Below are 13,044 nucleotides of genomic sequence, written 5' to 3'. Positions count from 1 at the left end.
CATTAAAGATGATCATACTGTTATATTCTTATTTTAAGTCCACTACTTTAAACATTAGTGTTTTAAGTCGTTAAATTAATTAGACACCACCATAAATCGACGGTTTGCCGTGACAATTTGTAAAAATATAGGAAGACTTATTTTTTCTTCTTTTTGTAGTGTATTATTGATATCGTAAATTTTAGATCGTCCAAATCCATCTAAAACAATTGTTTTATCATTGTATAGTGCAGCGATTTCTTTTTCGTTCCCCGCCACTATCCATTGCCGTGACTTGCTATTAAATAAGTTTTCACCTTGATTATATAAATGTGGTGAGGTGTTAACATAAAGCACATCTTGCATTAAGGTGCGCATAATATCAGTTTGCGATGTTAGTCGGCTGATTTGAGCGGGTTCTTTATTTGGCCATGAGATAATCAGTGGCACATTAAGCGATTCTCGGCTGTAATTAATGTCGTCATTACGTATCGCTGTTTTTTTCGCTTCTTTTATAGTGATGTCATTGGTTCCGGTAATGACAATTACGGTGTTTTCGTAGGTATTGGTTAGTCTTAAATACGCTATTAATGATTCAAGATATTGATCTAATTTTCTTGCTTCTGTTTCAAGTTCTTTTAGCGGTATATTTTTATGTTTTACGCCGAGTGAGTATTGTACCAGTGAAAATAGTGGTGCATGATTTTCTAATTTATTTTGTTCATCATGCCACGCCATCCAATTATCAGTAACCTGTTTATTAGTCATTTTTTTTGCCGGCGGTATTGAAAAATTGGATAGCAATGCATATCGATACAATGGTTCATCAAATCCATCGTACGAAAACATCCCTAAGTTGTAATGACGATAATTAATAGCATCAAATAGTACTGAAGGTTTATGACCCGCTAATATGCTGTTGTAATAGTTGGGATCGAGTCCATAAAATAATGAAAATTTATTAATATTTGTTTGGTTACTTGCAGAGTAATGATCCGTAAATTTAAGGTTTTCTTTCGCAAATTCATTTAACCATGGCATGTTGTCGTTTAATAAACGACTATTCCATCCGTCAATAACTATCATTAGTATATTTTGGGTTGCTTGTTTTTCATCATAACTCAGCCGTGCAAGAGGATATTCTATAGCAATAGCAAAAGGATTACCTTCTTGGCTGACCCGAGTTCGGTAATCATTTTCTGGCATAAATCCATATCGTTCAAGGAAATGTCTTGCGGTCAATGGATAGGATAATGGTAAGCTTGAACGTTGCATGGTTATTGGGCGATAAAAATTTGCGTCGGCCCAAATATGAATCAGATGCGAAAAGACAAAACAAAGAATAAATATAACCACGACTGGTTTTGCATAACGTTTACGCTTATTTAAGCTGCGTAATTTTTTCCAACTCCATAATGCAAATAATATTTCAATTAATAAAATAAATGGAATGATTATAAACGCACTACTTAAAAAAGTGGCGTTTTGCGCTGTAAATAACTGCCATATGGATAAATTTAAGTGCATTCTAAAATGCGAGAAGATATCAATATCAACTAAAAGTAATGCGATTCCTAATGTGGCAATTATGGTTGCTAATATTCGATGCCAACGCGCTGAGTGAATAAAAAAGCTTAATGGAAAAAGTAATATGAGGTAGGTAATAAACGTTAAAAAGCTAAAATGCCCAATTGCACTAATGATTGCATAAAACCGCCCCATAAATGTTCTTGGCCAGTCTGCAATGATTAAATATTGGCTACCCAAAGATATAACAACAAAAATATTAAATAATGTAAACCAGTGTCCCCAGCTTACAATTTGTGAGGATTGGGTATCTTTGATATGATTATTTTTGAGTTTGAGCATATTTATTATTGGTAACGATAGTAATGAAGAATATTTACTGTAAGATACTTTACAGTTTACCTGATTTTGAAAAATCTTTCTGTAATTTTTTTATTTGTTAGCATAAAGATTTTGGTATGATCTTGGCGTTATAATCGATACTTGTTATAATTTAAGGATTAAATTCGCTAACAACAAAGATAATAATTTTGGCTATCTCACAACTTAAAATACATCAAATCCAACCTGATTTGTCTCAGATTAGTGCGCTTGTTAACCATAATAAAGCAGAAACTGAATCTGTGATAGAAAAGTCAAATAATATTCTTTCTTGGCAACCTCGGATTTCGTCTGCATTATCCATGTTATGCCCGAGTAAAAGAGCAAGTTATCACCCTCGTTTTATGTTACTGAAAGCGTCAGAAAGTGAACTATTTTTTGATTTGTTAAAACAAGCAGTTAAATTACATGCGTCCTCTTCAACGTTGGGTTACAGCTATTTTATTAATGATAATAAAGTCACTTTGACTGAGGCCAAAAGCAAGCAGGATAACTTTGCCATTTTAGATGATTGTTTAGCATCAAGTTATGTTGATGGCGAGAAATTATTTGGTTGTGTTCGACAACCAGAAAATAGCCCAATTAAACTCGATCCAGGTTTAGTGCATCAGGCTAATGGTGGGGTTTTAATTTTAGGTTTACGATCTTTATTAAGCCAACCTACTTTATTGATTAAATTAAAGCAGATGGTATTTAAACAGGAATTCGACTGGTTTTCAGCTGATGAGTCGCATCCATTGCCGTTATCTATTCCTTCAGTGCCACTGGATTTAAGAATTATATTGGTTGGTGATCGGCTAAGTTTAGCTGAATTACAGGATTTTGATCCAGAATTTTATAATACGTCTATCTATGCTGAATTTGAAAATGAATTGCAGATTACCTCATCTGACAAGCTCACTACGTGGCTAGATTATTTACAATTTATTGCTGATAAATTTCATTTGCCAAGTATTGCTCCATCCGCCTTTAACAAAATATATCAAGAAGCGGTGCGTTTTACAGGCGATCAGTTTTATCTTCCCCTTGCGATTAATTGGGTTCATGGTTTATTAGTTAACGCTAGTTATTATGCCAAAAATGAGGTTATTGATGAGTTATCAGTGGCTTCATCGACTAAGAATAAATTATGGCGTGAAGATTATCTTAAAAAACGATTTCATGAAGAGTTTTTTAATAAACAGATCATGATTAATACTCAAGATCAGGTTGTTGGTCAAATTAATGGTTTATCTGTTGTTGAATATCCTGGCTATCCTTTAGCGATTGGTGAGCCAACGCGTTTAAGTTGCCTTGTTCATTTTGGAGACGGTGAGTTAATTGATATCGAGCGCAAAACTGAACTTGCAGGAAATATTCATTCTAAAGGTATGATGATCATGCAGGCTTTTATTATGTCAGAATTTGCTATTAATCATCAATTACCTTTTTCAACCTCTTTAGTATTTGAACAGTCTTATAATGAAATTGACGGAGACAGCGCATCGCTTGCTGGGTTATGTGCAATTATTAGTGCGCTTTCAGGTCAGCCTATCGATCAACAATTAGCTGTTACCGGATCGGTAGATCAATTTGGTCATGTACAATCAATTGGTGGTATCAACGAAAAAATTGAAGGTTTTTTTACTGTTTGTCAGCATCAGGGGTTAACCGGTCAGCAAGGCGTTATTATTCCCGCATCTAATCAACGCCATTTGTGCTTGAGTGATAATGTGATTGAAGCAATAGCTCAAGAAAAGTTTTCTATTTGGACTGTTGAACATATTGCGGATGCACTTTATTTATTAACAGGAATTCCTTATAAAGATGATAATGCAATTAGTCTTTATAAGCTTATTTATGCACGTATGCAAACTATGCTATTACAAGATAAAAAACAAGATGGTTGGTTTGCAAAATGGCAAAGATATTGCAAAAAATAGTAATACCCAATAAACTTGAAAGCCGAATTTGGTTGAGATGTAACATTTTAGTAAGCGGCAAAGGATTTTACAGTATTGGTTATTCATAATATTTTATTGAATAATTATTTTTATAATCATGTAAGTAATGACAGAAAATAAAAGGTTTTTTTATGACATTTGAACGTAAATCTTCGTACGATAAAGCAGATCTGATTAAATCAGGAAATAGTGAACTTTTTGGTCATGACGGACCGCCTTTACCATCAGATTTAATGCTTATGATGGACCGTGTTATCGAAATGAATGAAGAAGGTGGAAACTTTAATAAAGGTTATGTGGAAGCGGAACTTGATATCAATCCAGATTTGTGGTTTTTCAAATGTCATTTTAAAAATGATCCTGTCATGCCTGGTTGTCTTGGGCTTGATGCTTTATGGCAATTAGTCGGATTTTACCTTGGCTGGATTGGCGGTAAGGGTAAAGGTCGAGCTCTTGGGGTTGGAGAATTAAAATTAAAAGGTCAAATATTACCTAAAAACAAAAAAGTTACCTATAAAATCCATTTTAAACGTGTGATTAACCGTAAGTTAATTATGGGAATCGGTGATGGCGAAGTTTATGTAGATGGTAAATTGATTTACGAAGCTACCGATCTTAAAGTTGGGTTATTCAAAGATACCAGCGAATTTTAATTTTTTTGATTTTAACTAGCCTTACACATTATTCGGTAAGGCTACCTTGAATATCGATTATCCAAGCAGTTTCTGATGATACATTTATCCCTTGTATAATAATATATTCTCACCTGTTTTATTGTCTTAAAAAATTAACTATTGAATACAAATTTCTTTAGGTTAATGATTTTTCATTCGTATTTTTTGCTATTCAAGGTATAATGAGGCAAATTTTTTATAGTCTTTATTAATCATGAGTTTACTTAATCGTTTTGTTGTTTTTTTTATTTTATCTTGTTTTTTCAATACCTTTGCCTATGCTAATTTCAGTGGAAAAGTCGTTAAAGTAATAGATGGTGACACAATTGATGTATTAACCCCTGTGAAACAAAAAATCCGAATCCGTTTACTTGATATCGATGCACCAGAAAGCAAACAAGCCTACGGTAATGCATCTAGAAAATACCTAGCTTCACTCATCGCGGGAAAATCTGTTTATATTAAAGAAAGTAACAAAGATATTTATAACAGAACATTAGGAACCGTTTTTTATAATGGCATTAATATCAATCAGAAAATGGTTGCAAGTGGATATGCTTGGGTATATCGCTATAAAGGTGTGGCTAAAAATAAACAATTAATAGCCTTTGAATCGCAAGCTAAACAAAATAGAAAGGGACTATGGAAAGATAAAAATCCAATAGCCCCATGGAAATTCCGACGCTTAAATCAGAAATAGATTTTTCATCAAGAATTTATTAATTTATTTTAAAGCAGGATAAAGAGATTCTAATTGTTTAAGTGCATCTAAGCCTTGTTTACAACCTGTTTCTTGATCACTTGAAGACATAGCAGCAACTTGTTTTTTACCTGCTTCTAAATTTTGTTTCATCATATCAGTTTGCTGTTTTGTTGCTGCATCTTTAGGTAAAGATTCAACTAATTTATCCACTTTTTCAAAATAAGTTTTACAACTATCAGATAAATCAGCCATCGCAACTGAAGATAGGCTTAAAAGTACAGCAGAAACTAGTATTTTTTTCATTATTTACTTTTCCTTTCGATTTAAAAAATATCTTTTTGATAATATTAGTATATTTATCACATCTAATATCGCAAAAAATAATACATTAGAGATTTTGGAAAAGCAAATAAAATATTTTATAGGATGTAGGAAATTATCAGCATATTTATAATATGCTGATAAAATATAAAGATGGGTGCAGAATTACATTACAACAACATCTGCTGCAGCTGGGCCACGTTCACTGTCTTGAATTGAAAATTCAACCTGTTGACCTTCACCTAAAGTTTTAAAACCTTCACCAGAGATTGCAGAAAAATGTACAAATACATCTTTACTACCATCAGCAGGAGAAATGAAACCATAACCTTTACTTTCGTTGAACCACTTAACTTGACCAGTTTTCTTAGACATAATAATCTTCCTATAAAATAATTTAAGCCAACAAGGCTAATTTAAAAAAAACATAAAACTTGGACTACTTATAAACACTGAAACGTGAAAGCTGAAGAGAACTAATACTAATGTAAATAGAAAGTAAACTACAAACTGCTTAAATCAAGATGTCACTAAATAAATCTGCACGTTATATGCTGTAAACTATTAACTCATATATTAATTGTTAATGCAAGTGTTGTTTGTAAAGTTTTACAAATTTATTTAATAGGCAAAACCTAACTTACATTCATTAGTTAAATTAATTTAATTTTTTTGTTTTAATTAATTTTAGAGTTTTGCCAAATGTAAATTTTGAGACTAAGTTATTTTTCACTCATGCTTTGAGACTTATTTATTGTTGCTTCAACAGCATCAATAACCGCCGCTCTGAATCCCTTTTCTTCAAGCATTTGCACGCCTTCAATGGTCGTACCGGCTGGTGAACATACCATATCTTTTAATTCACCAGGATGCTTACCCGTTTCAAGTAACATCTTCGCAGATCCCATTACTGTTTGGGCAGCAAATTTATAGGCTTGTTTTCTGGATAAACCGCCTTTTACTGCCCCATCAGCTAAAGCTTCAATAAACATAAATACAAACGCAGGAGAGGATCCGCTTGCGCCGACTACAGCATCGATTAAATATTCAGGTACAATTTCAGTTTCACCAATACAATTAAATAATGTTTGAACCGTAGCTAATTCTTCTTCTGTGACTTCTGTATTTGGCGTGATTGAACACATCGCTGCATTGACTAAGGCAGGTGTATTTGGCATGACTCTTATAATTTTTTGTTCATATCCCACATATTTTGCAATCGTTTTTATACTAACCCCTGCTGCAATAGAAATAACAATAGTACTTTTTTTTAACTCTTTTTGGATATCATTTAAAACATCAATAATAGCATTGGGTTTAACAGCCACAATAACCATATCTGATTCTTTTGCTACATTTCTGGCTGAATCTAAATTATTAATTCCAAAAGATTGATTAAGTGAAATCCCTTTTTCTGGATGGGTATCATAAATATTGATTTGATTACCTGATACAATTTTACTTGATAAAATACCTTGTAAGATAGCATTACCCATATTACCTAAACCAATTAAACCAATGCGTTGTTCCATTATTTACCCCTTTTTCATTTGAACTTTTTAACACTAGTATAATTTATTTTTTTAGAAAACTTTAAATTTTATCCAATCATTTTTTATTTTAATATAATGATAATTTTATTGTGTTACTGATCATTACAAATCATCATTTTGCATTATTTGCATACCATATTGTTGACCCGTTTGCATTAATGAAAGTATTTGTTTAGTTTTGCCTTCGTTGATAAGGTTGCTTACCGCAGGCGTATTAATCAAAACTTCAAATAACGCTTTACGCTGCCGGTTATTTGTGACTAATTTTTGGGTAATAATCGCTTTTAAACTTGTCGATAATTGTGCTCGTATAAAATTATGTGAATGATTTTCAAAGACATCAATAATTCGGTTGATACTTTTAATTGCAGAGCTTGTATGTAAAGTTGCAAAGACTAGATGTCCTGTCTCAGCAGCGGTTAACGCAGCTTGAATAGATTGTTTATGCCGTAATTCGCCAAGCATGATAATATCGGGATCTTGTCTTAAAATACTATCAATTGCCGAGCCAAAATCAGAAATCTCGCGTTGTTGAATAAGCGATTTATTATTTTGATAAATAAATTCTATCGGATCTTCTAAAGCAATAATATGTTTAGTTGCTGTCATATTGATATATTGTATCAATGACGCCAGCGTTGTTGATTTACCGCTACCAGTTGCACCGGTAACTAAAATAATCCCGCTTTGAGTTCGTGTTAATTCAGGTAGAATTTTGGGGGCATTAATTTCTTGTAAACTTGGAATTTGGTGATTGATGACACGAAAGACAGCTGAAATACCTCGCATTTGATAAAATATATTTACTCGAAATCGCCCTATTTCTGCGGGATGATAAGCGATATCAATTTGACCATTTTGTTGTAATCGATTTTTCTGGGAATCATTGAGTAATTTAAATAATTCTATTTCCAAAACTTGTGCTGATAGTTGAGAAACAGACAAAAATTGCAGTTGTCCATTAATGCGCATACAAGGCACTTCGCCACTAGATAGGTGCAAATCGGATGCTTTTTGGGTTACACTAAGCGATAATAAAGAATGTAATATTAATTTAGACATACTAATGATAATTAGGTATAAACATGAATACAGTACATGACAATTTAATGGCTATAAAAAAAGATATTGAGAAAATAGCTTCAAATTGCGGTCGAGATCCCAAAACAATTGAACTTATTGCGGTAAGTAAGACCAAACCAGTTACATTGATTACAGAAGCGATAGACGCAGGACAGCTCGCATTTGGTGAAAATTATGTACAAGAAGGTGTAGAAAAAATAAATTATTTTCAAAAAGCGATGCCAAATTGTCCCCTTATTTGGCATTTTATTGGACCTTTGCAGTCGAATAAAAGCAAATTGGTTGCAGAACACTTTGATTGGATGCATACAATTGATCGTTTCAAGATCGCTCAGCGCTTAAGTGATCAGCGCCCTGCCAATATGGCTAAATTAAATGTACTTATTCAGGTTAATATAAGTCAAGAAGCTACCAAATCCGGCGTAAAACCAGAAGAAGTGTTCGATTTAGCTCACCAGATTATTACATTACCTAACCTTTGTTTACGTGGTTTAATGGCTATCCCTGAAGTCGAAGATGATTTCGATAAACAATTCACTATTTTTTCAAAAATGACGGCGCTTTTACAACAATTAAAAATTGATATTCCTTATGTCGATACATTATCTATGGGAATGAGCGGAGACATGAAAGCGGCGATTTTAGCTGGTAGCACAATGGTTCGTATTGGAACGGCAATCTTTGGCGAGCGAAAGTATTTATGATATATTGGCTCAATGACTTTTATTTAAGGAGTTTTCAATGGAATTGATCTACTTTCTTGGCAAAACGGTTATAACGTTTTGTCTGTATGTTTTAATTTTACGTTTGTGGATGCAGCAAGTCAGAATTAATTTTCATAATCCAATCACTCAATTTATTGTAAAAGTTACTCAACCTATTATCGGACCATTGCGCCGATTTATTCCTTCAGTAGGAAAATTTGATTATGCAACGTGGCTACTTTTGTATTTAGTTGCCTTAATTAAAATTTTGTTTATTTTTAGTTTTATCCCCATAAATTTACCATTTAATGTTGATTATTTATGGTTTGCTTTGGTCGCAATTTTGCATGCTATGGGTTACCTGTTATTTTGGTTATTGCTATTCAGAGCGGTTTTGAGTTGGATTAGTCGTGGGCAATCTGTACCTGACGAAATTCTTTACCAATTAACAGAGCCATTAATGGCACCAATTCGTCGTTTTATTCCTCCTATAGGCATGATCGATGTTACGTTTGCTATTGTGGCTGTCGTGCTAATGTTTATGAACTATTTTGCCACCAAAATTTTTGGTGCTCTGTGGATCATTCTTTAGATGATTTAAAAAGGAGCTGTTGCTCCTTTTTAAATGATATGATCTTCCCAACAAATCACATCTTTTTCATATACAATTCGATTTTTAACCGATATTTTTAATTCATGCATCAGTTTTTTGTTGCCCACTATTAGTGGATGCCATTCAGGTAAATCCCCATTTTTTTGGAAATATCGATAAGTACAACTCAAAGGTAGCCATTCAATAGTAAGTAAATTTTCTCGAGTGAGCTTAATACAATCGGGTTCATATTTGAATCGATTAACGTAATGTTTACATTGGCATGTGTTGGCGTCGAGCAAATTGCAAGCTACATTAGTGTATAAGATTTCGTCAGTGTCCTCATCCATTAATTTGTTCAGACAACATTGACCACAACCATCACATAGCAGCTCCCATTCGTCATCGCTAAGTTGATCTAATGTCTTACCTTTCCAAAATGGCTCAATCATGCTTTAAAATCATCTTCTTTTAACATTTGTAAGAAAAACCCATCCGTTTTAATCTTTTCTTCGATTTCTTCGGATGTTCCAACTACAAAACGTCTTTTTCCATCTAATAATACTTTCATAACAAATATCGGAGAACCAAAAATTGAGAGTATTCTTTCAGGTATTCCAGAAAAATCATTTTCATTTTTCATATACAAGTAACAATTTTCTTTTTTTGGACTACGATAAATATAACACCACATCATAAAATAAAACCTTTAATCAATATTTAGAAGGCTATTTTGTAAATAAACACCTGCACCAAATAGCCCTGGATCTTCATGTGTAATCACATATACAGGAATTTTTTTGACCAGCGTAGACATTCGCCCTTTATATTCAAAAGCAGATCTAAACGGCGAAGCTTTAAAAAAGTCAATAAAACGAGGAACAATACCACCGGCAATATATACTCCCCCTTGAGTATTTAGCGTTAATGCCAAATTACCGCCAAATCTTCCCATAAATGTACAAAAGTAATTTAAGGTTTGCAAACATAAATCACAACTATTTGTTAGTGCTTTGTTGACAATGATATCTGGAGTGATATCAGTTAATGGTTGATGATTAATTTGCTGTAAGGCTTGATAAATGTTAATAATACCATTTCCGGATAAAAATCGTTCGGCTGAAACTCGTCCAAATTTTTTACGCAACTGAACCAAAATGCGATCTTCTTCTTCATTTATCATGGGTAATTCTGTATGCCCACCTTCACCGGACAAACTTACCCAATGCTGATTAACTTTTATCAAATGTGAAACACCAAGCCCAGTTCCCGCACCATAAATTGCTATAGGATAATTTAGATTAGGTTCATCCCCTCCAATTTTTACCAAATCTTGCGGTGACAGTCTTGGAATGGATGTCGAGACTGCAGTAAAATCATTAATGACCTCAAGTTTTTTTAGTTTGAGTTCTTCGATTAATTCACGGCGAGAAAACGACAAATTGTTATTTGTCATAGTAACAGTGTCAGCATCATCAATTGGACAAGCGATGGCAATACACGCAATCTCAATTTTTACGGATTGCGCTTGAAGATAATTTTTGATTAATGTTAGTAATATATCTTCTTTTGAAATGAGAATTTTTGTGATTGCCGATAACTCGTTTGTAACTAAATTAAACAATGCAAAACGGGCATTGGTTCCACCGATGTCGGTGACTAGTGCGTACTGACTCATGTTACTCCCTTTTTTGACAAACTAATTTTACTAATGATCTAAAATCAATATCTTTCTATACTTATTGTACTTGGTAATTGAGATTAAAAAGCATAAAAGGCAACCTCGTTGTCTCCTAGTTATTCGTGGAGTTACTCAGTTCCCTTTGTTAACTTTTTAAATTAACGCATTTTTTTATTCACAACCTTAAAAGTCTAGGTTAACATCTAATCAACTTCTGTATTTATAACCATTTTTTAAGTTTAAAATAAATATAGGGTGCAACACCAGCCAATAACATGAGTAATAATGAAAATGGATAACCATATTCCCATTTCAGTTCTGGCATATTTTCAAAGTTCATACCATATGCAGATGCAACCACAGTTGGTGGTAAGAATACAACAGATACCACTGAGAAAATTTTAATAATTCGACTTTGTTCTATGTTGATAAAGCTTGTTGCTGCTTGCATTAAAAAATTAACTTTTTGAAATAATGATTCATTATGTGGTACCAATGATTCAACATCGCGAATAACTTCACGTGCTTGCTCAAGTTGATCTGCCGGCATTTTTGCTCGGCGAACAAGGTAGTTAACCGCACGTTGGCTATCCATTAAGCACAATCTTACTTTCCAAGCCGTATCTTCAAGTTCAGCTAACGATGTCATTGCTTCGTCGTATTGCTCTTGTGCAGAACGATCCATAATTACTTGGCTCAATTCTTCTAATTTGCTATAAATACTTTCGATTTGATCGGCTAGTTGTTCAACTTTGACTTCAAATAAATCCAGTAATATTTCATAAGGATTTCCATCAACCATGCTTTGATAACGAGATCGCATACGATATAAACGAAAAGCAGGCAGATCCCGTTCACGCAAAGTAAATAATCGACCATTGTGTACGGTAAAAGCAACGGTTGAATTTCCCGCCCGATCTTCAGCATCTTCATAAAAGAAGAAAGAGTGAACATGCAATCCTTCATTATCTTCAAAAAAACGAGCAGAGGCCTCGATATCATCTAACTCAATACTGGTTGCTAAATTTTGTCCTAAATGAGTTAAAACAAAATCACGATCGGCTTCTTCTGGTTCAATTAAGTCAATCCAAGCCGCATTATTGATGTCGCCTTCATTAACTTTTACTAATTGTTTGTTCTTTAGTCCAAACGCATTAATCATAAGGCCCCCTTACAGGAAAGTTTCTAGAACATTCTATTAACAAATGTGGCGCATTATACTCGTAATATCTTTAAATTCCTATGTCTAAAGTTATTTTTGTAATGTTAAAAATAGAAGTAATATTCCAGAATTAAATTAAAAACGGTGATGTTGCTGTTGTCTCATGTTACAATACGCAAATTAAATATTTAAGCAATTTTTAGGAGTATATAATGGCAAACCGAGGAATAAATAAAGTCATTTTGGTGGGTAATTTAGGTCAGGATCCAGAAGTTCGCTATATGCCAAACGGAAGCGCTGTTGCAAATTTTAGCGTAGCAACTTCGGAATCATGGAAAGATAAACAAACAGGTGAAAACCGCGATCGTACTGAATGGCATCGTGTGGTTGTTTTCGGTAAATTAGCTGAAATTGCTGGTGAATATATTAAGAAAGGCACGCAAGTTTATTTAGAAGGACAATTACAAACCCGTAAATGGCAAGATCAAACAGGTAACGACCGTTATACGACAGAAGTTGTTGTTAATCCAATCGGTGGCACATTACAAATTTTAAGTTCACGAAATGGCAATGATAACTTTGATGATAATTCACAAAATTGGGGCCAAAGTGTTAATAATATTTCAACTGCGCCTGCCGCTGCGGCTCGCCCAGCACCACAAGCCGCACCCGTTGCTCAACCTAAAGCTCCTGAACCACCAATGGATTTTGATGACGATATTCCTTTTTAATTTTTCTCTC

Annotated in this window: 15 protein-coding genes; 6 read left to right on the top strand and 9 right to left on the bottom strand. The window is 33.5% G+C overall.

The genetic code is table 11. The annotated features are described in order from the left end of the window. Positions 1-75: 75 nt before the first annotated feature. Positions 76-1,848 (bottom strand): DUF3413 domain-containing protein, encoded by a 1,773-nt coding sequence (locus J3U35_RS06155; protein WP_267352520.1) that lies wholly within the window; start codon positions 1,846-1,848, stop codon positions 76-78. A gap of 188 nt (positions 1,849-2,036) precedes the next feature. Here J3U35_RS06155 and J3U35_RS06150 point away from each other — a divergent pair, with 188 nt between their 5' ends. The 3 genes from J3U35_RS06150 (at position 2,037) to J3U35_RS06140 (ending at position 5,204) form a co-directional block, all read left to right on the top strand. Next, the gene (locus J3U35_RS06150; protein ID WP_267360244.1) at positions 2,037-3,809 is read left to right on the top strand and encodes a Lon protease family protein; all 1,773 of its coding nucleotides are present in this window, start codon (positions 2,037-2,039) and stop codon (positions 3,807-3,809) included. Between the two features lie 152 nt (positions 3,810-3,961). Further along, on the top strand, positions 3,962-4,483 hold the full coding sequence (fabA, locus tag J3U35_RS06145; protein WP_267352518.1) for a bifunctional 3-hydroxydecanoyl-ACP dehydratase/trans-2-decenoyl-ACP isomerase: 522 nt from the start codon (positions 3,962-3,964) through the stop codon (positions 4,481-4,483). A gap of 235 nt (positions 4,484-4,718) precedes the next feature. Further along, on the top strand, positions 4,719-5,204 hold the full coding sequence (locus J3U35_RS06140; protein WP_267360242.1) for a thermonuclease family protein: 486 nt from the start codon (positions 4,719-4,721) through the stop codon (positions 5,202-5,204). A 24-nt stretch (positions 5,205-5,228) separates the two neighbouring features. Here J3U35_RS06140 and J3U35_RS06135 read toward each other — a convergent pair whose 3' ends face one another. The 4 genes from J3U35_RS06135 to J3U35_RS06120 form a co-directional block, all read right to left on the bottom strand. Next, complete coding sequence (locus J3U35_RS06135) at positions 5,229-5,510, bottom strand: DUF5339 domain-containing protein (protein WP_267360240.1); 282 nt, start codon at positions 5,508-5,510, stop codon at positions 5,229-5,231. Between the two features lie 183 nt (positions 5,511-5,693). Beyond that, complete coding sequence (locus J3U35_RS06130) at positions 5,694-5,903, bottom strand: cold shock domain-containing protein (protein ID WP_065559356.1); 210 nt, start codon at positions 5,901-5,903, stop codon at positions 5,694-5,696. Positions 5,904-6,250: 347 nt separating this feature from the next. Further along, positions 6,251-7,060: a pyrroline-5-carboxylate reductase gene (gene proC, locus J3U35_RS06125; RefSeq protein WP_267360238.1), complete on the bottom strand. Its 810-nt coding sequence runs from the start codon at positions 7,058-7,060 to the stop codon at positions 6,251-6,253. Positions 7,061-7,183: 123 nt separating this feature from the next. Beyond that, positions 7,184-8,143 carry a type IV pilus twitching motility protein PilT gene (locus tag J3U35_RS06120; RefSeq protein WP_267360236.1) on the bottom strand — a complete coding sequence of 320 codons (960 nt, stop codon included), beginning with the start codon at positions 8,141-8,143 and terminating at the stop codon, positions 7,184-7,186. A 23-nt stretch (positions 8,144-8,166) separates the two neighbouring features. On the opposite strand from J3U35_RS06120, the gene J3U35_RS06115 reads away from it, so the two are divergent. Then, positions 8,167-8,868 carry a YggS family pyridoxal phosphate-dependent enzyme gene (locus J3U35_RS06115; protein WP_267360234.1) on the top strand — a complete coding sequence of 234 codons (702 nt, stop codon included), beginning with the start codon at positions 8,167-8,169 and terminating at the stop codon, positions 8,866-8,868. A gap of 37 nt (positions 8,869-8,905) precedes the next feature. Further along, positions 8,906-9,460: a YggT family protein gene (locus J3U35_RS06110; protein WP_267360232.1), complete on the top strand. Its 555-nt coding sequence runs from the start codon at positions 8,906-8,908 to the stop codon at positions 9,458-9,460. Between the two features lie 29 nt (positions 9,461-9,489). Here J3U35_RS06110 and J3U35_RS06105 read toward each other — a convergent pair whose 3' ends face one another. From J3U35_RS06105 to corA, 4 genes are all read right to left on the bottom strand, one after another. Further along, complete coding sequence (locus J3U35_RS06105; RefSeq protein ID WP_267360230.1) at positions 9,490-9,912, bottom strand: YcgN family cysteine cluster protein; 423 nt, start codon at positions 9,910-9,912, stop codon at positions 9,490-9,492. Beyond that, complete coding sequence (locus tag J3U35_RS06100; RefSeq protein WP_081299176.1) at positions 9,909-10,157, bottom strand: YcgL domain-containing protein; 249 nt, start codon at positions 10,155-10,157, stop codon at positions 9,909-9,911. Before J3U35_RS06100 ends, J3U35_RS06105 begins: the two co-directional genes overlap by 4 nt. A gap of 12 nt (positions 10,158-10,169) precedes the next feature. Continuing rightward, the gene (locus J3U35_RS06095) at positions 10,170-11,138 is read right to left on the bottom strand and encodes a glucokinase (RefSeq protein ID WP_267360228.1); all 969 of its coding nucleotides are present in this window, start codon (positions 11,136-11,138) and stop codon (positions 10,170-10,172) included. Between the two features lie 223 nt (positions 11,139-11,361). Continuing rightward, positions 11,362-12,303 carry a magnesium/cobalt transporter CorA gene (corA, locus tag J3U35_RS06090; protein WP_267352509.1) on the bottom strand — a complete coding sequence of 314 codons (942 nt, stop codon included), beginning with the start codon at positions 12,301-12,303 and terminating at the stop codon, positions 11,362-11,364. Between the two features lie 212 nt (positions 12,304-12,515). Here corA and ssb point away from each other — a divergent pair, with 212 nt between their 5' ends. After that, entirely contained in the window at positions 12,516-13,034 is a 519-nt protein-coding gene (gene ssb / locus J3U35_RS06085) for a single-stranded DNA-binding protein (RefSeq protein WP_267360226.1), read from the top strand. Positions 13,035-13,044 lie beyond the last annotated feature (10 nt).

It is taken from the genome of Gilliamella sp. B2717, assembly GCF_026536675.1.
GTDB lineage: Bacteria > Pseudomonadota > Gammaproteobacteria > Enterobacterales > Orbaceae > Gilliamella > Gilliamella apicola_I.
This window is presented reverse-complemented; position numbering and strand designations above follow the sequence as displayed.

Excerpts from the sequence above, each read along its gene's own strand:
- J3U35_RS06105 (WP_267360230.1), bottom strand. The coding sequence starts at position 9,912 with ATGATTGAGCCATTTTGGAAAGGTAAGACATTAGATCAACTTAGCGAT.
- J3U35_RS06140 (WP_267360242.1), top strand. The coding sequence starts at position 4,719 with ATGAGTTTACTTAATCGTTTTGTTGTTTTTTTTATTTTATCTTGTTTT.
- J3U35_RS06120 (WP_267360236.1), bottom strand. The coding sequence starts at position 8,143 with ATGTCTAAATTAATATTACATTCTTTATTATCGCTTAGTGTAACCCAA.
- ssb (WP_267360226.1), top strand. The coding sequence starts at position 12,516 with ATGGCAAACCGAGGAATAAATAAAGTCATTTTGGTGGGTAATTTAGGT.
- J3U35_RS06115 (WP_267360234.1), top strand. The coding sequence starts at position 8,167 with ATGAATACAGTACATGACAATTTAATGGCTATAAAAAAAGATATTGAG.
- J3U35_RS06135 (WP_267360240.1), bottom strand. The coding sequence starts at position 5,510 with ATGAAAAAAATACTAGTTTCTGCTGTACTTTTAAGCCTATCTTCAGTT.
- J3U35_RS06130 (WP_065559356.1), bottom strand. The coding sequence starts at position 5,903 with ATGTCTAAGAAAACTGGTCAAGTTAAGTGGTTCAACGAAAGTAAAGGT.
- J3U35_RS06095 (WP_267360228.1), bottom strand. The coding sequence starts at position 11,138 with ATGAGTCAGTACGCACTAGTCACCGACATCGGTGGAACCAATGCCCGT.
- J3U35_RS06100 (WP_081299176.1), bottom strand. The coding sequence starts at position 10,157 with ATGATGTGGTGTTATATTTATCGTAGTCCAAAAAAAGAAAATTGTTAC.
- J3U35_RS06155 (WP_267352520.1), bottom strand. The coding sequence starts at position 1,848 with ATGCTCAAACTCAAAAATAATCATATCAAAGATACCCAATCCTCACAA.
- corA (WP_267352509.1), bottom strand. The coding sequence starts at position 12,303 with ATGATTAATGCGTTTGGACTAAAGAACAAACAATTAGTAAAAGTTAAT.
- proC (WP_267360238.1), bottom strand. The coding sequence starts at position 7,060 with ATGGAACAACGCATTGGTTTAATTGGTTTAGGTAATATGGGTAATGCT.
- fabA (WP_267352518.1), top strand. The coding sequence starts at position 3,962 with ATGACATTTGAACGTAAATCTTCGTACGATAAAGCAGATCTGATTAAA.
- J3U35_RS06110 (WP_267360232.1), top strand. The coding sequence starts at position 8,906 with ATGGAATTGATCTACTTTCTTGGCAAAACGGTTATAACGTTTTGTCTG.